Genomic DNA, 25,301 nt, shown 5'->3' on the forward strand with positions numbered 1-25,301 from the left:
TCCTCCAGCGACAGCCCGAAGTTCAGATAGCGCTCCAGATAAAGCGCCGTCATGTCGATGTTGTCCGGATTGTCGAACCAGGCGCGCGAACGAAGGGCGCGGGGTGAAACGGAAGGAACGCTCATGACAATCCTTGAAGGCGACGGGGCCTTGGCGACGGCGGGAGGCGCGGCGACCGACGAACATCTAGGCAGGCGCGAAATTACGCGCCTGCCTGCTCGCGGCATCGCTTTATCGTATTTGTCTGACTATACCGCACCGCACGGAGCGTCAATCAGGCCGGGCGCGTCGCGAGCACGGGCTAGCCGCGACCAGGATGCCGATACACTGCTTTCCGAGGATCGCGCCTAGCGGTCGGGACGTCGTTCGATCGCCGCGCGGGTGTCGTCCAGCGCTAGATTGACCAGCCGCTCCATGGCCTGTCGCGCCTGGTCAGCGCGACCGGCGGCGATGGCGTCGAACACCTTCCAATGCTCGGGCATCGGATCGCGCGCCAGTTCGCGTTCACGCTGTTTGAAGATCGTGGTCCAGCGCACGGCCGCGCCGATGCTGCTGCTCAGCGTGAACAGCGGTGCGTTGCGGGTCGCCTCCAGCACGGTGTCGTGGAAGTCACGGTCGGCGGCGCGCCCGGCCTCCGTCGCGAGGGTTTCGTGCTGCATGGCCACCAGGGCCGCGCGCATGCGCTCCAGCTGAGCGTCGTCGCGGCGCTCGGCGGCCAGGGCGGCGGCGGCCGGCTCGACGATCATGCGCAGTTCGTAGAGTTCCCGCAGGAACGCCTCGCTGGGTTCCGATTCGAAGAACCAGGCCAGGACTTCCGGATCCAGCAGGCTCCAGCGGGCGCGCGGACTGACCCGCGTCCCGGTCTTGGGCCGACTCTCGACCAGACCCTTGGCGGCCAGGATGCGGATCGCCTCACGATAGGCGCTGCGCGAGACGTGCAGCTGTTCGCTGGCGTCGATCTCGTTGTTCAGCACGTCGCCGGGCTGATGCTTGCCGGAAACGATCGCGATACCCAGGGCTCGCGCGATCGACCCATGGATGCGGCCGGAGAAGCCATCCTCACGCTCGCCGTCGGCGCCAGCGCCCGCTTCCTTGGCCTTCGACACGCGCGCTTCGCTCCCGTTGCGACATCAACCGGCGCCCGTCGCGCGCCCTCGACAGGACTCTAGCGAGACCAATTGTCCGAGAACAAGCGAATTCGCCGCCGTGTCGAAGCGCGCCCCTCGGCGTCCTGAACGGTTCAAATGTACGATGAATCACACGTCCAAACGGGTCATGACCTTGGATAAGGGCCTTCAATGGCGAACGCCGCGCCATCTTCAATACGAAACGTGGTTTGACAGACCGGCGGGCCGCGTTATTTGTCAGACTATTATATAGCCTCAGAGGGTCGTTCGCCGTGGTGTTCCGGTTCGTGCAATTGAAGACCTCGAGCGGCGCTCGGCAACTCGCGGCGGTGGACGACTCGGGGCGGGCGCGCAAGGTCGAGGTCGCTGACACCCTCTATGATCTGGCCCAGATGGCGCTGCGCGTGGACGCCACCCTGGCCGAAGCGGCTCAAGCCAGCGCGCTGGGTGAAGACATCGACATCGTCGCGGCCCTGGCCGAAGGCCGCGTCCTGGCCCCGATCGACCATCCTGATCCCGCCCACCTGCAGATGACCGGTACGGGCCTGACCCACCTCGGCTCGGCCGAGGGGCGCGACAAGATGCACAAGGCCGCCCAGGCCGGTGAACAACTCACCGATTCCATGCGGATGTTCCTGATGGGCGTCGAGGGCGGCAAGCCCGCGCCGGGCCAGGAAGGCGTGCAGCCCGAATGGTTCTACAAGGGCGACGGCGGCCAGTTGGCCGGCCCCGGCCAGCCCCTCACCTCGCCCGCCTTCGCCAAGGACGGCGGCGAGGAACCCGAAATCGCCGGTGTCTATCTTATTGGGCCCGACGGGACGCCGCACCGCCTGGGCTTCTGTCTGGCCAACGAATTCTCGGACCACGTCATCGAGCGCGGCAATTACCTGTGGCTGGCCCACTCCAAGCTGCGCCAGGCGGCGCTCGGTCCTGAACTATTGACCGGCGAGTTGCCGGCCGACGTGCGCGGCGCCAGCCGGATCGTCCGCGACGGCGCGACCGTCTGGGAAAAGCCTTTCCTGTCCGGCGAGGCGAACATGTCCCACACGATCGCCAATCTCGAGCACCATCATTTCAAGTATGAGATCTTCCGCCGTCCGGGCGACGTGCACGTCCATTTCTTCGGCACCGCCACCCTGTCGTTCTCGGAGGGCTTTCAGACCCAGATCGGCGATATCTTCGAGATCGAGGCCGCGCCGTTCCGGTATCCGGTCCGCAACCCGCTGGCCCAAGCGGACGCCCAGCCGGTCGCGGTGAAGTCGCTGTGACGGTGACGCCGATCCGTCTGGCCCTGGTCGGCCTGGGTAAGATCGCCCGCGACCAGCACCTGCCGTCCATCGCCGCCGATCCGCGTTTCGAGCTGGTCGCCGTGGTCAGCCGCAATGCGGAACTGGATAAGGTCGCCCACTTCACCGCCCTCGCCGACCTCCTGGCCAGCGACGTGGCGGTCGACGCGATCGCGCTATGCACCCCGCCTCAGCCGCGCCATGCGCTGGCTCATCTGGCCCTAGCGGCCGGCAAGCACGTGATGCTGGAAAAGCCCCCAGGCGCGACGCTGAGCGAAGTCGAGGACCTGCGCCTGGCCGCCACCGCGCGAGGCCTGACCCTGCAGACCACCTGGCACTCGCGTTACGCGGTCGGCGTCGAGCCCGCGCGTGAATGGCTGACCGAGCGCGCGATCAAGGCCGTGCGGATCAACTGGAAAGAGGACGTGCGCGTCTGGCATCCCGGCCAGGATTGGATCTGGGAAGCCGGCGGCCTGGGCGTCTTCGACCCGGCCATCAACGCCCTGTCGATCGTCACCCGCATCCTGCCGCGCCCATTCTTCCTGTCGCGCGGCGTGCTGCACGTGCCGGAGAACAAGCAGTCGCCGATCCAGGCCGAGCTGGACTTCCGCGACGCGGCCGGCGCGCCAATCCGCGCCGAACTGGACTTCCTGCAGACTGGCCCGCAAAGCTGGGACATCGAGGTCGACACCGACGACGGCGCGCTGAAACTGACCAACGGCGGGGCCAAGCTGTGGATCGACGGCCAGTTGATCCAAGAAGGTCCCGACCGTGAATATCCGGGGCTCTACGACGCCTTCGCCAAATTGATCGCCGACGGCGCAAGCGACGTCGACGTCAGTCCGCTGCGCCATGTCGCTGACGCCTTCTTGCTCAGCGAGCGGGTCGCCGCGCCGGCCTTCGTCGAATAACGCGGGCCGAACAAAGAAACGACAAAGGGAGAGACACCATGAAGCTGAAGACCATCGCCCCCTACACGCTTGTGATGGGCAGCGCGCTCGCCCTTGTCGCCACCACGGCGAGCGCCGCCGAGCTGTCGCGCAAGCCGTTCGGCGCCATCTCGTCGGGGGAGGCCGTCGAGGCCATCACCCTGACCAACGCCAAGGGCGTCAGCGCCACGATCATCACCTACGGCGCGACCTTGCAATCGCTGATCGGTCCCGACCGCACCGGCAAGAAGGCCGACATCGCCCTCGGCTTCGCCGACGCGGCGACCTACGAAAAGAACGCCAGCTATTTCGGCGCCTCGGTCGGACGCTTCGCCAACCGCATCGGCAAGGGTCGCTTCAGCCTAGACGGCAAAACCTACCAACTGGCCCTGAACAACAACAAGGTCGCCGCCTTGCACGGCGGCGTGAAGGGTTTCGACAAGGTCGTCTGGAAGGTGCTGTCAGCTAAGTCCGGCCCGACCGCCTCGGTGACTTTCGGCTATGTCAGCCCGGACGGTGAGGAAGGCTATCCCGGAACCTTGACCGCCACGGCGACCTACGCCCTGGACGAGCAGAACAACCTGACGATCAGCTACGGCGCCACGACCGACAAGCCGACCATCGTCAACATGACCAACCACGCCCTATTCAACGTGGCCGGCGAGGGTGTCGCCGAGGGGGCCATGGGCAATGTCCTGACCATCCCGGCCGACGGCTACACGCCGGTCGACAGCGAGCTGATTCCGACCGGAACGATCACGCCGGTGGCCGGCACGCCCTTCGACTTCCGCAGGCCGACGGCGGTCGCGGCTCGGGTCCGGGACGCGCGCGATCCGCAGATGGTGATCGGCCGTGGCTACGACCACAACTATGTCCTCAATGGCAAGGCCGGCGGCGCGCCGCGCTTGGCCGCCCGCCTGACCGATCCGAAGAGCGGCCGCGTCCTGGAGATCCTCAGCGACCAGCCGGGCATCCAGTTTTACTCTGGCAACTTCATCGATGGGACCATGGTCGGCAAGAGCGGCAAGATCTATCGCCAGGGCGACGGGATCGCGCTGGAGCCGCAGCACTTCCCCGACGCGCCAAACAAGCCGCAGTTCGCGCCGGTCCGGCTGAACCCCGGCCAGAAGTACAGCAACACCATGGTCTTCAGGCTGACCGTCGCGAAGTAGCGACGCTTGGAGTTTGGTCAGATCGAGGGGCGCCCGGGCGAAAGCCTTGGCGTCCCTTGAGGCTGTGACCGACGCCCGAACAATTTCCAGACGGCCCAAAAGATAGCGGCCTGGTCGCATGACAACCTGATCGAGCATGCCAAGCACGCCAGCGGCGCCTGATTGGGCGCCCGGCGCCGCGATCGTTCGCACCCCGCCGAGAATATGATGCCTCCGGATCAATCCGCTTGATCCCCGATCCACGCGACCGCCTGCTGGTCCTTGCTCTCGCGGGAGAGATCGGGCCCAGCCCGGCGCTGAAGGCGAAACCACCCCGGAAACGCTCAAGCAAAAGGACCGCGAGAAGCTTCTGAACGCTGGAAAGCAGGGCGCTCGCGCCCTCGCCGAAGGAGCAAGGCGCCGCATCGAACGCGGTCGCTGAATCTCTCAGGCGCCAAGGACAGCGGGGGTGTGAAGGCGAGCCATCCTGGCGCGCCCTACCCCAGTGTGCGCCATGCAAAGCTGACCTGCCCCTCGCCTCCGAACAGACCTACATTTCGCACGCGATCGTCGGCACGACTTTCGCGAAATATACGTTGCCAATATCGATGGGTATGTTGCCAGTGTTCACAAATTGACCACGTATGCGCGCTGAGTTGACTTTGAAATTATATTGACACCCGTCCGACAAATTCTGAATTTACCTGTCATCGCATCATGGCGACGCTAACCCCAGTCAAGAAAAATCTTGGGGATAGCCATGACCTTCCGTACGCACCCGCGCGCCTCGCACCACTTGCGAGCGCTGCTTCTCACCGCATCGATTTTGGGCGGCGCGACCCCTGTCCTGGCCCAGGAGGCCGACAAGGCCGAGGTCGAGACCCTGGTCGTGACCGGCAAGCGCCTATCGGAGGCCAGCGTGGCGATCGGCACCGATCACGCCACCGCCACCGTGTCGATCACCCGCGAAGCCTTGCTGTCGGCGCCGGCGGGCATCACCGGCCTCAAGATGCTGGAGTCCCTCCCCGGCTTCAACGTTCAGGCCAACGACGCCCTGGGCATGTACGAGTTCGGCAACTCCGTGTCAGTGCGCGCCTTCAACTTCCAGCAGATCGGCTTCCTGCTCGACAACATCCCGATGGGCCGCAGCGACCAGTTCGGCGGCAGCCCGATCTATCGCTATGTCGACAACGAGAACCTGCTGCGCGTGACCGCCTCGGCCGGGGCCGGCGACGTCGCCCTGCCCAGCTACGCCTCGCTGGGCCCGATCGTCGACTATTTCACTCAGGCGCCGGCCAAGGACGCCGGCGGCGCGATCAGCCAGACCTTTGGCAGCGACGATCTGCGCCGCACCTTTCTGCGCCTGGAACTGGGCGAGCATGGCCCGCTTTCGGGCTATGTCAGCGGCTCGTGGATCAAGGGCGACCTGTGGCGCGGCCCGGGCGACATCGACCGCAAACACTACGAGGGCAAGCTGCGATACGCCCTGCCCAACGGCGGCGACATCAGCTTCCAGACCGTCCACAACGACTATTTCGACTATGACAGCCCGTCGATCACCCTGGCCCAGTACAATGGCGCCGCCGGAGACGTGTTCGGGCGCAAGGGCCGCTCCTTCGCCTATCTTGGCGCGGTTCCCTTGTCGGTCCCGTTCGGTACGGCGCTGAACATCCCGACCGCCAGCCTACCCGAAACGACGGCGGGGGTCCCCTACTCCAATTCGAACTACGCCCAGTACTACAAGTTCGCGGTCAACAGCCGGCAGGATCACCTCTACGGCCTGACCCTGAACACGCCGATCACCGACAGCTTCGACCTGACGACGACAGCCTACTACGAAGACAAGGGCGGCTATGGCGTCTCGCCCGAGGCCTATGCGACCTCGCTGGCCAGCTACAACGCCGAGCGCCTGATCGTGCCGGGCCTGACCGCGCCCAAGGGCATCCAATATGGCCTATCGGGCGTCGACGGCATCCGCCAGGGCGTCACGGCCAAGGTCGCGTGGCATCTGGGCTTCAACAAGATCGAGGCCGGCCTCTGGCTGGAGAACGACGACTATCATCGTACGCAGAACCGCTACAACGTGCAGAACGGCAATCCCGATGGCGCGCCATTGTTCAACGAGCGGGTCCACGCCCAGCGGGACTACAAGTCGCTGCGCGAAACCCAGCAGTTCTTCGTCAAGGACACCCTGACCCTGCTCGAGGCCAAGCTGAAGGTCGAGCTGGGCTTCAAGTCCACCGATATCGACTACAAGATCGCCGGTTATCGCAATCCGAACGACTATATCAACAGCCGCCACCCCATCTTGAAGGCCAACTGGAAGGATAGCTTCCTGCCCCAGGTCGGCGCGGTCTACAGCCTGACCGGCCGCGACCAGGTGTTCGCTTCCTACTCGGAGAACATGGCCCTGCCCCGCGGCGCCGATGACATCTTCTCGGCCGCCAGCCCGACGGTCACCGCGCCGGCGCCCGAGACCTCGACCAACTGGGAGTTGGGCTATCGCGCCAACCACCCCACGTTCAACGCCTCGATCGTGGCCTATCAAACCGAGTTCAAGAACCGGCTGCAGGCCTTCGCGGCCCTGGTGCCCGGCGGCGGCGGCATCACCGAGAGCTTCTACCAGAACGTCGGGGCGGTGAAAGCCAAGGGCGTCGAGTTCAGTGGCCAGTGGAAGCCGGAGCTGCTGGCCGGCAAAGCCTACTTCAACGCCAACGTCTCGTACAACAGCGCCAAGTTCCAGGATGACGTGCTGAACTACCGCGCCAGCACCACGGCCGCGGCGACCACCCTGGCGATCGCCGGCAAGAAGGTGCCCGACTTCCCGGCCTGGGTGGTTCAGGGCGGCGTCACGATCGAGCCGTTCGACGGCTTGCTGATGAACGTCTCGGCCCGCCATCTGGACGGCCGCTTCACCAACTTCATCAACAGCGAAAAGGTCGGCGGCTACACGATCGTCAACGCCTATGTCGATATCGGCGACGGCTTCTCGGCCGGGCCATTCAGCCAGGTCAAGGCGCGGGTCAACGTCGATAACCTGTTCGACAAGGACTATCTCGGCACGATCAGCACGACGGTGAACACCGCGGCCAGCTTCCGTCCGGCCCCGCCACGGACCGTTCAGGTCACGATCTCGGCCGACTTCTAGCCGAGACCATCCGGTCGGCTCGCGAGGGCCGACTGGATCCAGTTCTCACGGGCAAGCTTCACAGGCGACGGCCGGCGCGGGCGCGCGGGCCGCTCGTCGCCGCAGCGTCAGCACCAGGCCGACGGCGGCCAGGGCCGAGACCGCCGCGTAGGCCGGCGCGCTCAGCGGACCGAATTGGTCGACCAACAGGCCGCCGAACACCGCGCCCGCCGCGATCGCCACCTGGAAGGTCGAGGTCAGGAGCCCGCCGGCCAGCTCGGCCTGGTCAGGCGCGGCCGAGGTCGCCCATGACTGGAAGCCGACCGGCAGCATGGCGAAGGCGAAGCCCCACAGCGCCAAGGCGGCGGCGGTGACCAGACCGACCTGGCCCAGCACCACGATCGCCAGCGCGGCCGCCGCGACCAAAGCCGAACCGGCCAGCACCGACAGGCGCGGGTCCCGCCCGACCAGGGCCGCGCCGGCGATGTTGCCGAAGAAACCGGTGACGCCGAAAGCCAGCAGGCTCAACGAGACGGCGCGTACGTCCAGATGCGCCACCTGCTCCAGCACCGGCCGCACATAGGTGAAGCCGGCGAAGTGGCCCGAGATCACCAGCAGCACGCCCAGCAAGGCGGTGGCCACCGCCGGGCGTCGCCCGACCTCGATCAGGCCGGCCAGACGCGGCGTCGAGGTAGGGGCGAGCCGCGGCAGGGTCGCCAGCTGCGCCAGCAGGGCCACGGCGCCGACCGCTCCCGCGATGATGAACGCCGCGCGCCAGCCCAGGGTGTCGCTGACATAGGCGCCGATCGGCGCGGCCGAGACGGTGGCTACCGAGACGCCGGTAAAGATCAGCGACATCGCCCGCGGCATCTCGGCCGGCGGCGCCAAGCGCATGGCCAGGGCCGCGGCCATCGACCAGAATCCGCCCAGGCTCGCGCCGAGCAGGATACGCGCTGCCAGCAGCATCGGCAGGTTGGCCGCGAAGACGGTCAGCAGGTTCGAGACGCACAGCAGCGCCATCAGAGCCCACATCACGACGCGGCGGTCGAAGCGTCCGGTCAGCACGGGCGTCAGCGGCGCGGCGAACGCGCCGACCACGGCGGTGGCGGTCACGGCCTGGCCGGCGGCGCCGACGCTGACGCCTAGGTCCCGCGCCAAGGGCGTCAGCACGCTGGCGGGCAAGAACTCAGAGGTGACGAGCGCGAACACGCCCAAGGTCAGGGCGCCGACCGCGGCCCAAGCGGCGGGCCGTTCGACATCACCTGATGCCTTGCCCTCGACGCGTTCGGCAGGAAGAGAAGACATGAAAACCCTCCGGACACTGGAACTGGGAAACCGAGGACCAGCCCAGTCCCTCGGTCTTCCGCCCATTACCTAGGGTCAAGGGGCACGTCCCGCCCGGTCATCGCCGCGCAGATTTTCGGGTTGTTCGTTCAGAACTTTTCGATGAGCGTCGAACTATGAGGTTAGGCGCCCTGCACGCGACGGACGACTCGGACCTTGCCGCTAGATCCGCCGCCGCAGAAAAAGCGGCCGTCATTGCTCGCCTCCATCCCCGAGACAAAGACCCCGGACGGCAGCTCGAGCCGTTCTAGTACGCCGCCGGTCTCGGGATCCACGCGTCTCAGCGCGCAATCCTCACCGTCATGCGCGCCGTGCCACAGCTGCCCTTCGGTCCAGGTGACGCCGGTCACGAACCGGTTGGACTGAATGGTCCGGAGAACGGCGCCCGTTTCCGGGTCGATCTGGAAAATCTTCTGGTCGCGATACTGGCCAACCCACAACGAACCCTCGGCCCAGGCCAGCCCGGAGTCCCCGCCGCCACCCGGCGCGGGAATCGTGGCGAGCACCTCGCCCGTGGCGGGATCGATCTTCACGATGCGGTCCTCGGTCAGCTGGAACAGGTGCCGACCGTCGAACGCCGAGCCCGCGTGGCCGGCGATCTCGATCGAGCGTGCGATGGCGCCGGTCTCGGGATCCAGGGCGTTCAGCGCTCCGCCCGACGCGAACCAGACGTGTCGGCCGTCGAAGGTGACGCCATGGATCGTGTCGAGACCTGGAAAGGGCCCGTATTCGTGAACGATTTCGGCCGAGGACTTTTGCATGGCCGCACCCTAGGGCCGCGTCAGGGCGGTGGGGAGTAACAAGGTCGTCGTGTTTCCGACCAGCGCCGGGATCATCCAGCGCCGGGCCCGCCCCTCGCCGACCGCCTGCGCCTTGCCGGCCGCCGCCAGGGCGTCGAGCGCACGCTGGACCGTCCGCTGGCTAGCGTCGAGCGCGATCGCCAGGGCCGAGCTGGACCAGGCTTCGCCGTCCGACAGGAAGGCCAGCACAGCCGCGTGTCGCTCGTCGACGGGTCGCGCCAGGACGACGACCTCGGCGGCGCGCTCCGGCGTCAGGGCGAACCCCCGTTGAGTCGCGGGCACCTGGGCCAGTCCGCGGAGCATCGCCCGCAACCGGCCGATCTCGACCCGCAGCCGCGCGCGGTGGCTTTCGTCGATCTGCCGCGCGCCGAACGCCTTCGCCGCCAATACCTCTCGGGAGACGTCTCCAGGCCAAGCCTCGCCCAGGGCGCGCGCGAGCGCGAACAGCACCGGCCGGCGCGCCAGGGATACCACCTTCTCCCCGACGCGGACGCCGTGCCGACAGGCGTCCACGATCAAGGCGTTGGACGCCAGCAGCGCCTCGACCTCGACCAGACGCAACGCGCGGTCCGCGCCGACGCCGACCCGCCGCGCCGCCGGCGCGTCCAGCACCTTTCGGGCGGTCTCGACCTCGGCGGTCAGGGCCGGAATACCCGCTTCGCGCGCGCTGCGTTCGGCCTGATCCAGCGCTGCTCCCGCCGCGCCGGCCCGAAGACGCCGCATCGCGACGCCCGCCACGACCAAGGCATGGGCTGTTCGCAAGGCAGGCGGAAGCGAGGTCGGATCCAGGGCGGCCATCCGCTGCTCGGCCTCGTCGAACCGCCCGATCAGCACAAGCCTCCGGATCTCAAGATAGCGCGCATGCGCCGCATTGGTCTGATCGCCGTGCGCCTCAAGGACGGACCTCGCCGCGTCGAGCGTCTTCACGGGCCAGTTGAGATCGCGCGAGGCCAGCGCGATCTCGGCCTCCGCCACCACACACCGCGCACGCGCCACCGCTTCACGGGGACCGAAGGCGCGCGCGCCGGCGCGCAGAAGCGCCTTGGCGCGAGCGAAGTCGCCCAGTTGCGCCATGGCGACGCCGCGCAACGCCAGCGCGGGCGCGTCGTCGCGAAGGGCGATCCGCTTCAGGGCGCCGAGAGGATCGCCGGCCGCCAGGGCCCACGCCGCGGCGGTAATCAGCGAGTCCATCGAAATCCCGTCACACTTGTCACTCCCACCGCTCCGACCTCCGGCGCCAACCTTGCCCATCGACGACGGCCGGCGGTCCCAGCCCGTTCCGCCAATCCGCGTCGGCGTGAAACCGAAGGATCGCACAAGTCATGACGAAATCGTCCGCAGACGACCACAAGAACGGGGCCGCGCCGATACATAGGCCGCCCGTCGTCTCGCCCAAGGATTGGCAGGCCGCGTGGGAGGAGATGCTGGTCAAGGAAAAGGCCCTGACACGCGCCCGTGACACCCTCGCCGCCGAACGCCGACGGATGCCGTGGATGGCGGTCGAAAAGACCTACGTTTTCGACGGACCGGCCGGCAAGGTCAGCTTGCTTGATCTGTTCGAAGGCCGCCGCCAGTTGATCGTCTATCGCGCCTTCTTCGAGCCGGGCGTCCACGGTTGGCCAGACCATGCCTGTCCGGGCTGCTCGCTGGGGGCTGATCAAGTCGCGCATCTGGCGCACCTGAACGCTCGCGACACCACCCTGGCCTACATCTCACGCGCGCCTCAGCCCGACATCGCCCGCCTGAAGGCGCGGATGGACTGGGATATGCCCTGGTACACGATCACCGACAGCTTCGACGCCGACTTCGGGGTCGACGAATGGCACGGCCACAACGTGTTCATCCGCGACGGCGATCGCGTGTTCCGCACCTATTTCATCAATGTCCGTGGCGACGAGGCCATGGGTACGACCTGGAGCTATCTGGACGCCACACCGCTCGGTCGCCAAGAGGTCTGGGAGGTGTCGCCCGAGGGCTACCCACAGACGCCGCCTTACCAGTGGTGGAACTGGCACGACGCCTATGTCGAGGGCGCCGCGCCCGACCAGCGATGGGTCGAGATCTCGGACGCCGGCCAGCAGGCCTGGAAGGACTGACACCACGATCAAGGCGCGGATGGTCCGCCGTCCGCGCCGCTTTCAGGACGATGCGCATGAGCAAGAACTCGGATCGCGCGGACGGCGCGCTCGACCTCTCCGGTTGGCTGGGCCTGGCGGCCTCACCGACCTTCGCGACCATGGCGCTCTGGAGCATGGCGTTCGGTGACGGCCAGAGCGCGATGATCTGCACGGCGGGCCGCAATGGGCCGATCGGCGGCATGACCCTGATGTATCTCCTGATGGCCGCCTTCCACCTGCCGAGCTGGCTGCGACTGGTCACGCGGCGACGGCTTGCTCGTCCCGCGGGCGGCGGTATGTGAGCCGCACGGCGCCGGTGTCCATGCGGTGGACATCCTCCAAACTCAGGGCGATCGGCGCATGGCGCGCCTTGAAGACCGAATGACCGGCGCCAAAGAGGTGCGGCATCAGCAGCAGTCGATATTCGTCGACCAGATCCCCGGCCAGTAACGTCGCGGCCAGGGTTACGCCGCCGACCGCGTTGATCTCGCCCGCGAAGCTCTGCTTCAATCGCCGGACCGTGTCCCCCAGGGAGTCCTTGGAAACGGTCGCGTTCCAGCCGGGAGCCGTCAGCGTTCGGGACACCACCACCTTCGGCAGTTCATTCATCGTCCTGGCCAGGGCTCGGAAGGCGACGGAATTGTTCTCGTCCCGCTCCATCGCCGGCCAGAGCGGAGCGTTCTGCTCGAAGGCGCGACGGCCGTAGAGCAGCAGGCTGTCCGGCGCGACGTTCGGAGTGGACCAGTTCCGCTCCATATCTTCCGACCAGTCGGGCCGGATCAGCCCGCCGCCCGGTGCTTCGACAAAGCCGTCGAGGGTCATGAACATGCTGAGAATCAGTTTCGACATGAGCTCTCCTTGAAGATGAAAGGCTTCAGATCCGTACGCCGCAGAGCCCGGCCGTGATCGCCGCCGACAACGCGGCGGCGCCGGCTAGACCCGCGCCCCAGGCGCGGTCGGCGAGTTCGCGCCGGACGCCGTGGGCCAACAGCACCTGGCGCAAGCCACAGACCAGGTGGACGACGACGAAAAAGGCGCCGAGGGCGTAGTGCGGCACGAGTCGGATGTTCCAGGCGCTCGCCAGTAGCCCCTCTGGCGCGCCGGTGGCCCAAGCCCAGTCGGTCTGGATTTTGTGGACGGCGCGCGCCGAGACGAATGCCGAGTTCATGTGGGTCAGGATAAAGGCGGCCAGATAGGCGCCCGAGCCGACCTGGATCGCCTTGGCCAGGTCCAGCGGGCGGGCGCTCCACCGCCAGGCTAGCTGCACACCGCCGCTCACCTGAAACAGCAATAGGATCACCAGCACTGGCTCTATGACTCGCGAGCGATAGACCACCCGGCCAAACTTCATCACCCGGGCGTGCACGTCGGGACCGATCAGGCCGGTCAGATGGTTGAAGAGATGGAACGCCACGAACAGCAGGATCAGCACCGCCGACACGCCGTGCGCGATCCGCAGGCGCGTCATCGGCTGGGTCTCCGGCGCCGGCTCGCTGGCCTTGCCGAAGCTCGCCGCCGTCCCGAGCGCGATCCACAACATCGGCCAGATCCAGATGTCCTCGACCGGCGAATGGAGCAGGCCCGCCAATACCCCGACCAGGACGAACAAGGGTGGCGCGGTCAGGCCGGCGAAGGCGAGCCGGCGCGCCGGCGCTTCGCTGCTGGCGCCGCCGGGCAGCGCCAAGGCCAGGCACGACAGCGGCAAGGCGAAGGCGACGGCCAACCAGACCACCGCGACGACCGTCCCGCCGCCGCCCGGCGCGACCGCGGCGTGGAACGCCCGCAGCCCCCAGGGATAGAGGATCGCCGCGACGACCGGGCTCCAGAGCGCCAGGCTAGGCGGCAAGATCCGATCTCTTTCCGTGGTCACGCCCGTCCCTCCATCGGCCGCCCGCCTCGGCGACCACCTGACTAGAGGTTGCGGATGGCCCATTGCCTAGGGCCGCTTTTGATGAAAATGACTGGACCATGGATCAGGCGTCCTATCTCGACGCGCTCGCGATCGATCGCGGCTCGGAGCAGTCGCTGCACGGGCAGCTCTATGACCGGATCCACGTCGCGATCCGCGAGGGTCGTCTGCCGCCGGGGGCGCGGCTGCCATCGACCCGCAGCCTCTCCATTCAGCTGGGCGTCGCACGCGGTACGATCGACGCGGTCTATGCGCGCCTTGCCGGCGAAGGCTGCCTGATCGCACAGCGACACAGCGGCACGATCGTCGCGCCCGGCTTCCGCGCCGCGGCTGATACGAGCGTGGCGCCGCCCCGCGCCAACGCCGCCGAGCCCTGGTTGCCGCTGCAACTGGGCCTGCCAGCGCTGGATCTCTTCCCCCGCAAGCCCTGGACCCGGATTCTCGCGCGGCAGGCCCGCCAGTTGCCGATCGACGAGATGATCGCGCCCGCCGCTATGGGCTTGCCAGCCTTGCGCGAGGCTATCGCCGCCTATCTGGCGGTGTCGCGCGGCGTCACCTGCGGCGTCGACCAGATCGTCGTGACCCATGGCTTTCAGGACGCCCTCAACCTGACCGTCGACCTGGTGCTGGCCATGGGCGACACGGTCTGGATCGAGGATCCGGGCTACGGTTTCGTCCAGCAAACGTTGTCCGCCCGGGGCATGGCGATCGCCCCCGTTCCTGTGGACGAGGAAGGGCTGTGCGTCGATCAGGGACGCGCGGAGGCCCCTGCCGCCAAACTGGCGATCGTCACGCCCGCGCACCAATTCCCCCTGGGGATCACTTTGTCGCCCGCCCGGCGTCACGCGCTTCTGACCTGGGCGGCTGAGGCCGGGGGCTGGATCCTGGAAGACGACTACGACTGCGAGTTCCACTATAGCGGCCACAAGCCGGCAGCCCTGAAGGCCATGGACGTCGACCGGCGTGTCTTCTACGCGGGCAGTTTCAGCAAGTCGCTGCTGCCGTCGCTGCGCCTCGGCTATCTCGTCGTGCCGCCGCAGCTGGCCGAGGCCGCCCGGACGGCCCAGCAGCTCCGCCATCGCGGCGTCGCGATGTTCGAACAGTTGGCCGTGGCGGAGTTCATGCGCCAGGGCCACTTCGCCCGCCACCTGCGCCGGATGATGGTGCGCTACAAGGCGCGCCGGAACGCGCTGGTCGCCGCGCTCGAGCGCCAATTCGGCGATCGGATCGTCCTGACCCATCGCGCCGGCGGCCTGCACGTCTTGGGACGTTTTCCCGGCCTGGGTGACGACGCCGACTTGGCGCGGCGAGCGTTGAAGCACGGCCTGAAGCCGTCGCCGCTGTCGGGTCAATATCTCAAGCCCGGACCGGACCAAGGCCTGTTGATGAGCTTCACGAACGTTCCAGAGGAAAAGGCCGACGAAGTGGCGGCGACCTTGTCGCGGGCGATCGGCTGAACGGCGCTAGGGACGCGAACTCGGCGTCTCCAGCACCAACAGCGACACGCCCTGGCGCGGCAGCTGGAAGGTCAAGGTCAAGCCGTCCTTGCCGCGCGACGGCGGCGCGGTGTCGATCGCCGCCAGACCGCTGGCCTGCTCCAGCGAGTCGTACTGCGCCTTGGTCGGCGCCATCGGCGAGCCCATCCGCCGCCAGGCGCCGTAGACATTGCCGTGGTCCTCGTCGACCCGATACTGGACCAGCTTGGCGCCGGCGAAGGCGCGCGGCAGATTCTTGAGGACCATCGTCACGTCGGCCGCGGGTCCTGGCACGTCGTCATCGTGATAGTTCCAGACCATGATCGCTACCCGGTCCGCGCCCAGGCTAGCCAGCGCCCCGATGTCGGGACGGTCGCGCACACCCTTGGCGATGATCTCGTCCAGCGGGATCTGGCCCGAGCTGACCGCCTCGATCCGTTCGGGCCCCATCTGACTGAACATCCGGAACACATTGACCACCGCCAGATCCAGACCGTTGCTGGACAGTTGCCGGAAACCCGCGAAATAGGGCTGGTCCTCGAACTCGAAGGCCCACGTCAGGGCGCCATCGAGCGTGACGCCGCGTCGGGTCGCCAGGTCATGCTTGCGGGCGAAGACGGCGGCGGTATAGCTGGAATAGACCGTGCCGTTGCGGTAGCCGAAGCTAGGTCCCTGACAGGCGGCGCACCCTTCCGGGTCTGACTCGCCGATGACGATCGGTTTGGCCTTGAGCGCCGGCCGCGCCGCGATCATGCTGAAACCCTTGTCGATCCCGGCCAGCTGCGTGGCGATCCCCATCTGCACGTGCCCATCGACAAACCGCGGCGCGCCCTTGGCGTGGAAGGCCAGGAAGTCGGTCGGCGTGCCCTTCTGCCCCGTCGCGTAGTTGGTTCCGTCCGTGATGTGGGTGAGGAAGTCCTCCATGAACTGGCCGCCGCTGCCAGCCACGTCCGGACCGCCGACCTTCGCGGTCGGCAAGGCGCGGCGGACCCCGGCGACGGCGTAGTCGTGCAGCTTGTGGAACTCCTCCGGCGTGCCCTTCCAATAGGCGGGGCCGTTGGGCTCGTTCCAGACCTCGAAGTACCAGGTCTCGACCTCGGCCCGGCCGTATCGGTCGACGCAGTGGCGGACCCACTGATAGGCCAGCTCCGACCACTTGTCGTAGTCCTTGGGCGGATAACCCCAGCCGCCGCTGATCAGGTTGTAGTCGAAGCCCGGCCGCCAGGCGTGCTGATAGGGTTCCGGATGGGTCGATAGCGCCTGGGGCATGAAGCCGATCTGGACATAGGGCCGGACCCCGTTGGCCAAATAGGTGTCGAACAGTCGATCGAGGATCGTCCAGTCGTAGATCGGACGGCCGTCGGCGTCCTCGGTATAGACGTTGGTGCTGCCCCACTTCAGCGCCGGCGCGCCATCGCCGGTATTCAGCAGGTTATGAGTGCGGAAATAGACGGACTTGGGCTTCAGCGCGCCCAGGTGGCCGAGCAGCTTGCGGCCGTCCTTCATGGTCGCGTAGTTGGGCTCGTCGGCGCCGAAGAACCGCCAGATCGGTCGCAGTTCTCCGATCGGCTTGGCGGCGTCGACGGTGATGGCGACAGGGATCGCGGCGGGCGCCTGAGCGAAGGCCGGCGATCCCAGGAGAACAAGGGCGGCTAGTCCGACGCCGATACCTTCGCGCATGTCCCGTCCCGCTTCGACTTATTAGTCAGACAAATAGCAGGCAGGGCGGCAAACTCAATCGCGATCGGTGGCGGCCGTCGCCCTAACGCATCGCCCAGGCGCGGCCGATCTCCGCCAGAGGAACGCAACCGTGATAGGCCCCGGGCACGGGTTCATATATCAGCGCCTTCGTTGCCCCGAGCTCGGACGTGAAGTAACCCACCGTCACCAGATCCTCGATGACCGGGAAGAAGTGGGCTTGATCCGGCGTCTGGTTCCGGGCGGCCTCGGCCTCTTGGTCGTAGCGGGTCAGGAGCTCAACCTGCTGTTGCGGCGTCAGCGAAACGAAGATGTCGCCGTACGCCCCGCGGGCGTCGACGTCCATGCGCGCGAGCCCGGCCAGGAAACGTTCCGCCTGGCCCTTGTCGTAATAGGTGGCGACGGTGCGATCGACGAATTGTGGAACGCCGGCGTCCCGCGCGCCGGGGGTGTCGGTGGCCGGAATGATCAGCTCGGCGACGACGTCGACCAGGCGCGCCTGGTCCGCGGTCAGGGCCGTGGGCGTCCAGCTCAAGGTCGCGGGCGCGGGCGCGGCCGCCATGGCCCGCTCGGCCCAACCGCTGGCCGCGAGCCCGACCGTCAGGGTCAGGCCGCGGATCGCGTCGCGTCGGCTCAGCATCACAGCTCTCCCCTCTTGCGCGCCTGAACGGCATGGTCGGCCGCCCGCGCGGTCAGCGCCATATAGGTCAGCGACGGGTTCACGCAGGACGCCGAGGTCATCGCCGCGCCGTCGGTGACATAGACGTTCTTGCACTCGTGGACCTGGTTATGCGCGTTCAGCACCGAGGTCTTCGGATCGCGTCCCATGCGAGCGGTGCCCATTTCGTGAATGCCCAGGCCTGGCGCATAGCCGCCATCGCGACCCTGCACATTCTTGAAGCCCGCCGCCTCCAGCATCTCGGCCGCCGCGGTCTGCATGTCGCGGCGCATGGCCAGCTCGTTCTCGCGGATCGTTACATTCATCGACAAGGTCGGCAGGCCGAACTCGTCCTTGACGTCGCGGTTCAGGGTGATGCGGTTGTCGGCATACGGCAGGATTTCGCCAAATCCGCCCAGCCCCATGGTCCACGGACCAGGCTGGCTGAGCGCGGCCTTGCGCGCCGCGCCAAAGCCCCTGCCGCTGGACCCGTGGCTCGAGAGATCGCGGTCCCAGCCCGAACGGGAGGCGCCGCCCTGGTAGCCAAAGCCGCGCAGATAGTCGGATCGCTTGGTGGCCGCATCGCCCAGGTTGCGGAAGCGCGGCACATAGATGCCGTTGGGCCGGCGGCCCGAGTAGTACATGTCGGCGAACTCAGGCGCCTCGCCGACCGCGCCGACGCCGAGATGGTGATCCATGACGTTACGGCCCAGTTGGTCGCTGCCGTTGCCGAACCCGTTGGGGAACCGCGAACTGGTCGAGTTCATCATGATCCAGGCAGAGTTGAAGGCTGAGGCGCACAGGAACACGACGTCGGCGTAAAACTCTTCCTCCTGGCGGGTCGTGGCGTCGAGGATGCGCACGCCGGTCGCCTTGCCCGCCTTCTCGTCATAGATCAGCGAGGTGACGATCGAGCTAGGCCGGATCACCATATTGCCGGTGCGCTCGGCCGCGATCAGCCCGCCCGAATTGGAGCTGTAGTAGCCGCCGAACGGACAGCCACGGATGCACATGTTGCGATACTGGCACTTGGTGCGACCCAGGCTGAGCTGCTCCTCGGTCGGCTCCGTCAGGTGCGCGGCCCGACCGATCGTGACCCGGCGTTCGGGGAAGCGCGCCTCGGACTTGGCCTTGAAGGCTTTCTCGACGCAATTCATCTCCATCGGCGGCTGATAATGACCGTCGGGGAAATGAGCCAGGCCCTCAGGCTGGCCAGAAACGCCGATGAAGCGCTCGACATGCTCGTACCAGGGCGCGAGCTCCTCATAGCGGATCGGCCAGTCGACACCGATGCCCTCGCGGGCGTTGGCCTCGAAGTCGATGGGGCTGTGGCGATAGCTCTGCCGCCCCCAGGTCAGCGATCGCCCGCCAACGTGATAACCGCGAATCCAGTCGTAGCGGCTTTCCTCGACATAGGGGTTCTGGTCGTCGCGGACGAAGAAATGCTTGGTGTATTCGGTCAGCGTATAGCCGGTGCGCTTCTGGACCGGATAGTGAGCGTTGAGCTCGTCCTTCGGCAGCTGGCCTTGGGGATATTTCGCCTGCCAAGGATCGAGGGTGGCGGTGGGATAGTCCTCGAGATGGCGAACCATCGGACCGCGCTCGAGCACCAGGGTCTTGAGGCCCTTCTGGGTCAGCTCCTTGGCCGCCCAGCCGCCGGTAATTCCGCTGCCCACCACAATCGCGTCATACGTATTCTTTCGGCGCGCGCGACCGTTGAGATTGGCCATGACTACTCCCTAATCGCACGCTCACTGGGGCACGCCGGCCGATTTCCAGCTCGGCGCGCCGACCTCGGCGAACCCTTCGTTGTTGGCTGGAAGCTTCCATGAAATGGGTTACATTGCAAGAAAGCTCGGCATTTCACCGGAAAAACACTGAGCGCCTGGGACGGAGACGAAGAGCATGATCAAACCGAACGTGACCGTTCGCGCGCGCCGCGCCGCCTTGGCCGCCTTGATGGGCTGCCTGGCGCTGGGGAGCGCGACCCAGGTCAGCGCCGAGGACGTCAAGGCCGGGCCCTGGCGCCCGCTGTTCGACGGCAAGACGTTGGACGGCTGGACGCCGAAGGTCGCCAAACATCCGGTCGGCGAAAACTACGCCAAGACCTTCGTGGTCGACCACGGCGTGATCCGCGTCTCCTATGCCGGCTACGACAAGCTGGACGGCCAGTTCGGCCATCTGTTCTACAAGACGCCCTTCAAGGCCTACCGGCTGCGCCTGACCTATCGCTTCCTGACCGAGGGGGGCCTGGCCGACACTCCCGCCTGGGCGCGCAGCAACAGCGGGATCATGTTCCACAGCCAAAGCCCCGAGAGCATGACGGTCGATCAGCTCTTCCCGGTATCGGTCGAGTTTCAGCTGCTGGGCAAGGACGGTGACGCGCCCCGCCCCACCGGCGCGGTCTGCACGCCCGGAATCACCATCACCATGGATGGCGCTAAGGTCAAAGAGCACTGCACCCCGCCGGCCAACGCCCCGACCGTTCCGAACGGAACATGGGTCAAGGCCGAACTGGAGGTCCTGCCCAATGGCGAGGTGACCCAGAAGATCAACGGTGTCGCCGTCCATCACTATGCGGGCATGACCCTCGATCCCGACGACACGGTCGCCGGCGGCGCCAAGCCCTACATCCTCGCGCACGGCGCCCAGCCCGTCACGGAGGGCTATATCGCCTTACAGAGCGAAGGCCACCCGATCGAGTTCAAGGATGTCGAGATCCAGGAGTTGACGGCGCGCTGAGCCGGAGCGGGCTCGCTTGGGAAGCTACTTCTTGAGCGAGCCCAGATACTGGATCACCGCGGCGCGTTGTTCGGCGTCCGGCGCGCCAAGTAACATCTTGGTGCCGGGGACCGTCTTCCCGGGAGCCTTGACGAAGGCGTCAAGCGCCTCAGGCGTCCAGGTGACACCATAGGCCTTCATCGCGCTGCTGTAGGCGTAGCCGCTGGCCGTCCCCGCCTTGCGACCGACGACGCCGGCCAGGGGCGGCCCCATCTTTCCCGGTGCGGGTTGCAGCGAATGGCAGATCGAGCAGCGCTGCTCGAACACGGCTTGTCCCGAAGGCGGCGCGGCGGCGGCGCTGGTCGCCGCCCCGATCAGAGCGGCGGCAAGCATAAGCGATTGCTTCATTGGAGCATTTCCCTCGAAGGTTAGAGGCCCAGGAGCCGTCGGTTGCGCCCCGCGTCAGGCGCGCTGCCGGCGAAATCGTCGAACGCGCGGTCCGTCACCTGGATGATGTGGTCGCGAATAAACGGCGCGCCTTCGCGGGCGCCCTGTTCGGGATGCTTCAGCGCGCACTCCCATTCCAGCACCGCCCAGCCCGCGTAGTCGTACTGGGCCAGCTTCGAGAAGATCGCCTTGAAGTCAACCTGGCCGTCGCCCAGCGATCGGAAGCGGCCCGGCCGGTCGACCCAGCCCTGATAGCCGCCATACACGCCGGAGCGAGCCGACGGGCGGAACTCGGCGTCCTTGACGTGAAAGGCTTTGATCCGCTGGTGGTACCGGTCGATGTAACCGAGATAGTCCAGCTGCTGCAGCACGAAGTGGCTGGGATCGTAGAGGATGTTGGCGCGCGCATGGCCGCCAACCTCGTCCAGGAACCGCTCGAACGTGGCCCCGTCGTGCAGATCCTCGCCCGGATGGATCTCGTAGCAGACGTCGACGCCCTCGGTCTCGAAGGCGTCGAGGATCGGCTTCCAGCGGCGGCCGAGCTCGGCGAAAGCCTCTTCAACCAGACCCGCCGGCCGTTGCGGCCAGGGATAGAAGTACGGCCAGGCCAGCGCGCCGGAGAAGGTGGCGTGAGCGTTCAGGCCCAGACGGCGGCTGGCGATGGCGGCGGCCTTCAGCTGTCCAACCGCCCAGGCCTGGCGCTCCTGGGGCTTGCCGCGCAGCTCTGGCGGCGCGAAGCCGTCGAACAATTCGTCATAGGCCGGATGCACGGCCACTAGCTGCCCCTGCAGGTGGGTCGACAGCTCGGTGATCTCCAGACCGTACTCGGCCAGCAGCCCGGCGATGTCGTCGCAATAGGTCTGGCTTTCGGCGGCCAGGGCCAGGTCGAAGAACGAGTCCGCGCCGCCGGTGGGCATCTGCACGCCGACATAGCCGAGGTCGGCGACCCAGGCGGCCATGGTCTCCAGCTTGTCGAACGGCGGCTTGTCGCCGATGAACTGGGCCAGGAAGATGGCCGGGCCCTTGAGCGTCTTCATCGCCCCTCTCCTTCCAGCGTGACCCAGCCGGAATCGGCCCGGCTGGCGGCCACGGCGCGCTCGACGAAGGCCATCCCGCGCACGCCCTCGGCGATGTCGGGCACCAGCCCACCATCACGGCCTTCGATCGCATCGGCGAAGTCGCGATAGATGTTGGCGAAGGCCTCGATGAAACCCTCGGGATGCCCCGTCGGCAGCCGCGTAACCGCGCGGGCGGCCGCGCCCAGATAGCCGGATCCGGCGTGTAGCACGTGGCTCGGACCGTCCAGCCAATCCAGGATCAGTTCGTTGGGGCGTTCGTGCCCCCAGGTCAGGCCGCCCTTCTCGCCATAGACGCTGATCTTCAGGCCGTTGCGCGCGCCCGCGGAGATCTGCGAGGCGATCAGGACGCCCCGTGCGCCGCCGTCGAAACGCAGCAGCACGTTGCAGTCATCGTCTAGGCTGCGTCCGGGAACCACGGTGGCGACGTCGGCGCACAGGCGCCCGACACGGTCGCCGGTGATGAACTCGGCGATGTTGAACGCGTGGACGCCGATGTCGCCGATGCAACCGCCGACGCCCGACTGGGCCGGGTCCGAGCGCCAGTCCGCCTGCTTGTTGCCTTCCCGCTCGAGCGGTCGCGAAAGCCAGCCTTGCGAGTACTCGACGACGACCTTGCGAACCCGCCCCAAGTCGCCCCGCGTCACGATCTCACGCGCCTCGCGGACCATCGGATAGCCCGTATAGGTATAGGTGAGACCATAGCGCTTACCGGACGCGGCGACGATATTGGCCAGGTCCCGAGCTTGGGCGAGGTTCAGCGTCGCGGGCTTGTCGCTGATCACGTGCAGCCCGCCCCTCAGGGCGGCCGCAGCGACATCGAAGTGCAGGTGGTTCGGTGTCACCACTGAGACCAGGTCGACACCGTCGTCCCGCGCCCGCTCGGCCGCGAACATCGCGTGATGGTCCGGATAGACCCGGTCGCGCGCCACGCCCCAGCTGTCGGCGGCGATCGCGTTCTTGCCGGGATCGCGGCTGAACACGCCGGCGACCAGCCGGATACGGTCGTCCAGCTCGGCGGCCATCCGATGGACCGGCCCGATGAACGAGCCGGGACCGCCGCCGACCATGGCCAGCCGCAGGGGCGCGGAATCGCTCATCAGCCTTTCACGCCCGCCAGATAGTCGAAGCTGATCTTGGCCGACTCCAGCCGGGCGTGGGCGAACGGCGCCTCCTGCTCATAGTAAAACCCTCGGACCCCGGCGTCATAGGCCGCGCCCAACAGCCTCGGCCAGGCGATCATGCCGCCGCCGACCTCGGTCGGATCCTGCCGCAGCTCGAAATTGGCCTTGGTCGTGGCCTTGATGTCCTTGACGTGCATCTGAGTGAACCGGCCCGGGTGCTTCTTGAGCAACGCGAACGGATCCTGCCCCGCCGCCGTGACCCAGCCGGCGTCCATCTCGAAGGCGACGAGGCTCGGATCCGTGCCCTTCAGCAGGATCTCCATGCCATTGGTGTCGCCGAGCGGCGCGAACTCGAAATTGTGGTTGTGATAGCCGGTCGCGATGCCGGCCTTCTTCAGAACGGCGGCCTTCTCGTTGAGGAAGTCGGCGTTCCACTTCCAGTCGTCGGCCGTCATCTGCGGGCCGGCCGCGCGCAGGTCGGCGCTCCCCAGGCGATCGGGAATGTAGAGGATCGGCATGATCGCCGACTTCACGCCGATCACGTGCAACTCGTCGGCCAGCTTGGCGAGGTCACCGCTGAAGCTGGGGCCATTGGCGCCCTTGGGTGAGATGTGGGCGCTGGGGCAGATCAGACCAACCCGGTCGAAGGCGGCGCGCAGCTCGGTTGGGGTGCGCCCCAGATAGCCAGCCAACTCCACCGACTTGAAGCCGATCTTGGCGACCGTGGCGAGCTGGACGTCCAGCTCCTTCGCGAGATCCGGGCCCAGGGTGTAGAGCTGGATGCCGAGCGGCAGCTTGTGGCGCTGGAAGAACGGTTGCTCCGCAGCGCTCGCGCCACCGGCGAAGGCCATGCCAAGGCCCGCGGCCAGGAGTCCGCGTCGGGAAAGATCGGCGTCGACCGACGGATTGCCGAAAGCTGTGAAGCGCACGGGGCTTTCCTTGTATTGGATGGACATGGGTCAGACCTGCGCCGGGCTGGCGGCGGCGGGCGCGACGGCGTCGCCCTCGTCGACCGGTCCGCGCGTCGGGGGTTTGAAGAAGAGGGCCAGCAGGCAGACGGCCGCCAGGGCCAGACCGGTCGGAACCAGGAACAGCGTCGTATAGTCGACCACCGCCGCGCCATCGGCGCCGGTGTGGCTCAACTTGCCGATCAGGGTGGGGAACAGGAAGCTGGCGACCACATTGCCGACGCCCAGGATCAGCAGGTTGAACAGGCCCTGAGCACTGGAGCGGACGTCCTTGGGGAACACCGCGTCCACGAAAATGTAGACCGTGGCGAAGAAGAACGCGTAGCAGATCCCGTGCAGCAGCTGCACGGCCACGATCACCGGGATGCTATCGGCGAAGAAGGCGAACACCGCGAAGCGCGCGGCGTGGCCCAGCACACCGACGATCATCGTGACCTTCCAGCCCAGCTTCGCCAGCACCCGTCCCAGGAAGAACATCGTCAGGATCTCGGCCACCTGGCCCAGGCTCAGCACCACCATGCTGAGATTGCCCGCGATCCCGACCCGGTTGGTCAGGAAGGCGTCGGCCATTACGAAGTAGCCGTTGTGGATCACGGAATCGATGAAGGTGACCAGGAACAGCACCAACACGAACGGCGCGGCCAGCAGCTTGAGCGCGCGTCGCCAGGCCAGCTTGTCGACGCCCGCGGCGTCCTTGCGCGCCGGCGTGTGCGGCAGGGTCAGGGCGTAGGCGGCGAAGGCGAATGAGATGATCGCCGCGACCAGGAAGATCCATCGCACCTGCTCGGCCGTGGCGTGCGCGCCCAGCAGGAAGATGAAGGGCCAGCTGACGAGCACCCAGCCCACCGTGCCGCCCATCCGAACCGCGCCGAAGTCCGCCGCCGGGTCGCGCAGATTGGCGAAGGCGATCGAGTTGGTCACCGACAAGGTCGGCACATAGACCAGGCTGAAGATGAGATAGCAGGCGAAAAACGGCCAGAAGCTGGTCGAAAGCGCCGTTCCGACCAGGGCCAGGCCGCCGATCAGGTGGCTGACCGCTAGGAACCGCTCGGCCGAGAAATTGCGATCGGCGAACTGGTTGGAAAAGAAGATGCCGACCAGGGCGGCCACGCCCCAGGCGCTGCCGACCAGCGATTGCTGCCACGGCGCGAAGCCCAGCATGCCCATATAGGGGAAGATCTTCGGCGCCCAGGCGCCCCAGATCGCCAGCTGAAGCACCATCATCAGGAAGAGCCGGAAGCTCGTCTTCATGGTTCTGGCCCTCCCCGACCAGCTTGGGCGGCGTTTCGGCCCTTTTGGGCCGCATCCGCTCCGATGTAATCGAAATCATCGATAACAGGGGTC

At 67.0% G+C, this 25,301-nt stretch carries 23 protein-coding genes and 1 riboswitch; of the genes, 8 read left to right on the top strand and 15 right to left on the bottom strand.

Features of this window, described 5'->3' with window-relative positions; genetic code table 11:
* Both ABIC66_RS20650 and ABIC66_RS20655 read right to left on the bottom strand, forming a co-directional pair.
* Positions 1-125, bottom strand: a 125-nt coding sequence (locus ABIC66_RS20650; RefSeq protein ID WP_354073266.1) for a hypothetical protein, incomplete at its 3' end; no start/stop codon positions are given.
* A gap of 222 nt (positions 126-347) precedes the next feature.
* Positions 348-1,106, bottom strand: coding sequence for a FadR/GntR family transcriptional regulator (locus tag ABIC66_RS20655; RefSeq protein WP_354072707.1), 759 nt, complete (start codon positions 1,104-1,106; stop codon positions 348-350).
* A gap of 293 nt (positions 1,107-1,399) precedes the next feature.
* On the opposite strand from ABIC66_RS20655, the gene araD1 reads away from it, so the two are divergent.
* The 4 genes from araD1 to ABIC66_RS20675 all read left to right on the top strand — a co-directional run bounded on the left by araD1 (position 1,400) and on the right by ABIC66_RS20675 (position 7,641).
* A complete protein-coding gene (gene araD1, locus ABIC66_RS20660; protein ID WP_354072709.1) occupies positions 1,400-2,395 on the top strand; it encodes an AraD1 family protein in 996 nt (331 codons plus the stop codon).
* Positions 2,392-3,324, top strand: coding sequence for a Gfo/Idh/MocA family protein (locus ABIC66_RS20665; RefSeq protein WP_354072710.1), 933 nt, complete (start codon positions 2,392-2,394; stop codon positions 3,322-3,324). The genes araD1 and ABIC66_RS20665 overlap by 4 nt, the downstream gene beginning before the upstream one ends.
* Before the next feature lie 38 nt (positions 3,325-3,362).
* Positions 3,363-4,514 carry an aldose epimerase family protein gene (locus tag ABIC66_RS20670; protein WP_354072712.1) on the top strand — a complete coding sequence of 384 codons (1,152 nt, stop codon included), beginning with the start codon at positions 3,363-3,365 and terminating at the stop codon, positions 4,512-4,514.
* Positions 4,515-4,774: 260 nt separating this feature from the next.
* Positions 4,775-4,863, top strand: a riboswitch (glycine riboswitch).
* A gap of 378 nt (positions 4,864-5,241) precedes the next feature.
* Positions 5,242-7,641, top strand: coding sequence for a TonB-dependent receptor (locus ABIC66_RS20675; RefSeq protein WP_502910383.1), 2,400 nt, complete (start codon positions 5,242-5,244; stop codon positions 7,639-7,641).
* Between the two features lie 45 nt (positions 7,642-7,686).
* Here ABIC66_RS20675 and ABIC66_RS20680 read toward each other — a convergent pair whose 3' ends face one another.
* The 3 genes from ABIC66_RS20680 to ABIC66_RS20690 form a co-directional block, all read right to left on the bottom strand.
* Positions 7,687-8,925 (bottom strand): MFS transporter, encoded by a 1,239-nt coding sequence (locus tag ABIC66_RS20680; RefSeq protein WP_354072716.1) that lies wholly within the window; start codon positions 8,923-8,925, stop codon positions 7,687-7,689.
* 161 nt (positions 8,926-9,086) lie between these two features.
* Positions 9,087-9,725, bottom strand: coding sequence for a Vgb family protein (locus ABIC66_RS20685; protein ID WP_354072717.1), 639 nt, complete (start codon positions 9,723-9,725; stop codon positions 9,087-9,089).
* Positions 9,726-9,734: 9 nt separating this feature from the next.
* Entirely contained in the window at positions 9,735-11,015 is a 1,281-nt protein-coding gene (locus ABIC66_RS20690) for a helix-turn-helix domain-containing protein (RefSeq protein WP_354072719.1), read from the bottom strand.
* A 71-nt stretch (positions 11,016-11,086) separates the two neighbouring features.
* On the opposite strand from ABIC66_RS20690, the gene ABIC66_RS20695 reads away from it, so the two are divergent.
* On the top strand, positions 11,087-11,860 hold the full coding sequence (locus ABIC66_RS20695; protein WP_354072721.1) for a DUF899 domain-containing protein: 774 nt from the start codon (positions 11,087-11,089) through the stop codon (positions 11,858-11,860).
* A gap of 56 nt (positions 11,861-11,916) precedes the next feature.
* Positions 11,917-12,183 carry a hypothetical protein gene (locus tag ABIC66_RS20700; protein WP_354072723.1) on the top strand — a complete coding sequence of 89 codons (267 nt, stop codon included), beginning with the start codon at positions 11,917-11,919 and terminating at the stop codon, positions 12,181-12,183.
* On the opposite strand, the gene ABIC66_RS20705 is transcribed toward ABIC66_RS20700, so the two are convergent.
* Positions 12,140-12,730, bottom strand: a complete 591-nt coding sequence (locus tag ABIC66_RS20705; RefSeq protein WP_354072725.1) for a dihydrofolate reductase family protein — start codon at positions 12,728-12,730, stop codon at positions 12,140-12,142. The two genes, ABIC66_RS20700 and ABIC66_RS20705, sit on opposite strands and share 44 nt — an antisense overlap.
* Positions 12,731-12,755: 25 nt before the next feature.
* Complete coding sequence (locus ABIC66_RS20710) at positions 12,756-13,751, bottom strand: hypothetical protein (RefSeq protein ID WP_354072727.1); 996 nt, start codon at positions 13,749-13,751, stop codon at positions 12,756-12,758.
* A gap of 98 nt (positions 13,752-13,849) precedes the next feature.
* Here ABIC66_RS20710 and pdxR point away from each other — a divergent pair, with 98 nt between their 5' ends.
* Positions 13,850-15,247: a MocR-like pyridoxine biosynthesis transcription factor PdxR gene (gene pdxR, locus ABIC66_RS20715; RefSeq protein WP_354072729.1), complete on the top strand. Its 1,398-nt coding sequence runs from the start codon at positions 13,850-13,852 to the stop codon at positions 15,245-15,247.
* Between the two features lie 6 nt (positions 15,248-15,253).
* On the opposite strand, the gene ABIC66_RS20720 is transcribed toward pdxR, so the two are convergent.
* The 3 genes from ABIC66_RS20720 to ABIC66_RS20730 form a co-directional block, all read right to left on the bottom strand.
* Positions 15,254-16,945, bottom strand: a complete 1,692-nt coding sequence (locus ABIC66_RS20720) for a GH39 family glycosyl hydrolase (protein WP_354072731.1) — start codon at positions 16,943-16,945, stop codon at positions 15,254-15,256.
* Positions 16,946-17,027: 82 nt separating this feature from the next.
* On the bottom strand, positions 17,028-17,603 hold the full coding sequence (locus ABIC66_RS20725; RefSeq protein WP_354072733.1) for a gluconate 2-dehydrogenase subunit 3 family protein: 576 nt from the start codon (positions 17,601-17,603) through the stop codon (positions 17,028-17,030).
* Positions 17,603-19,351, bottom strand: coding sequence for a GMC oxidoreductase (locus tag ABIC66_RS20730; RefSeq protein WP_354072735.1), 1,749 nt, complete (start codon positions 19,349-19,351; stop codon positions 17,603-17,605). The genes ABIC66_RS20725 and ABIC66_RS20730 overlap by 1 nt, the downstream gene beginning before the upstream one ends.
* 175 nt (positions 19,352-19,526) lie before the next feature.
* Between ABIC66_RS20730 and ABIC66_RS20735 the strand changes: the two genes are divergently transcribed.
* The gene (locus ABIC66_RS20735; RefSeq protein WP_502910384.1) at positions 19,527-20,363 is read left to right on the top strand and encodes a 3-keto-disaccharide hydrolase; all 837 of its coding nucleotides are present in this window, start codon (positions 19,527-19,529) and stop codon (positions 20,361-20,363) included.
* 24 nt (positions 20,364-20,387) lie between these two features.
* Here the strand turns inward: ABIC66_RS20735 and ABIC66_RS20740 are convergent, their stop codons facing one another.
* Genes ABIC66_RS20740 through ABIC66_RS20760 form a run of 5 tightly spaced genes read right to left on the bottom strand, consistent with a single transcriptional unit; the run spans position 20,388 to position 25,208 of the window.
* Complete coding sequence (locus ABIC66_RS20740; protein ID WP_354072736.1) at positions 20,388-20,750, bottom strand: c-type cytochrome; 363 nt, start codon at positions 20,748-20,750, stop codon at positions 20,388-20,390.
* Between the two features lie 20 nt (positions 20,751-20,770).
* Positions 20,771-21,826, bottom strand: a complete 1,056-nt coding sequence (locus ABIC66_RS20745; RefSeq protein WP_354072737.1) for a sugar phosphate isomerase/epimerase family protein — start codon at positions 21,824-21,826, stop codon at positions 20,771-20,773.
* Positions 21,823-22,965 carry a Gfo/Idh/MocA family protein gene (locus ABIC66_RS20750; RefSeq protein WP_354072739.1) on the bottom strand — a complete coding sequence of 381 codons (1,143 nt, stop codon included), beginning with the start codon at positions 22,963-22,965 and terminating at the stop codon, positions 21,823-21,825. Before ABIC66_RS20750 ends, ABIC66_RS20745 begins: the two co-directional genes overlap by 4 nt.
* Positions 22,965-23,945 carry a sugar phosphate isomerase/epimerase family protein gene (locus ABIC66_RS20755; protein WP_354072741.1) on the bottom strand — a complete coding sequence of 327 codons (981 nt, stop codon included), beginning with the start codon at positions 23,943-23,945 and terminating at the stop codon, positions 22,965-22,967. The genes ABIC66_RS20750 and ABIC66_RS20755 overlap by 1 nt, the downstream gene beginning before the upstream one ends.
* A 3-nt stretch (positions 23,946-23,948) precedes the next feature.
* A complete protein-coding gene (locus ABIC66_RS20760; protein ID WP_354072743.1) occupies positions 23,949-25,208 on the bottom strand; it encodes an MFS transporter in 1,260 nt (419 codons plus the stop codon).
* Positions 25,209-25,301: the final 93 nt, after the last annotated feature.

It is taken from the genome of Caulobacter sp. 1776 (assembly GCF_040545685.1).
Lineage (GTDB): Bacteria > Pseudomonadota > Alphaproteobacteria > Caulobacterales > Caulobacteraceae > Caulobacter.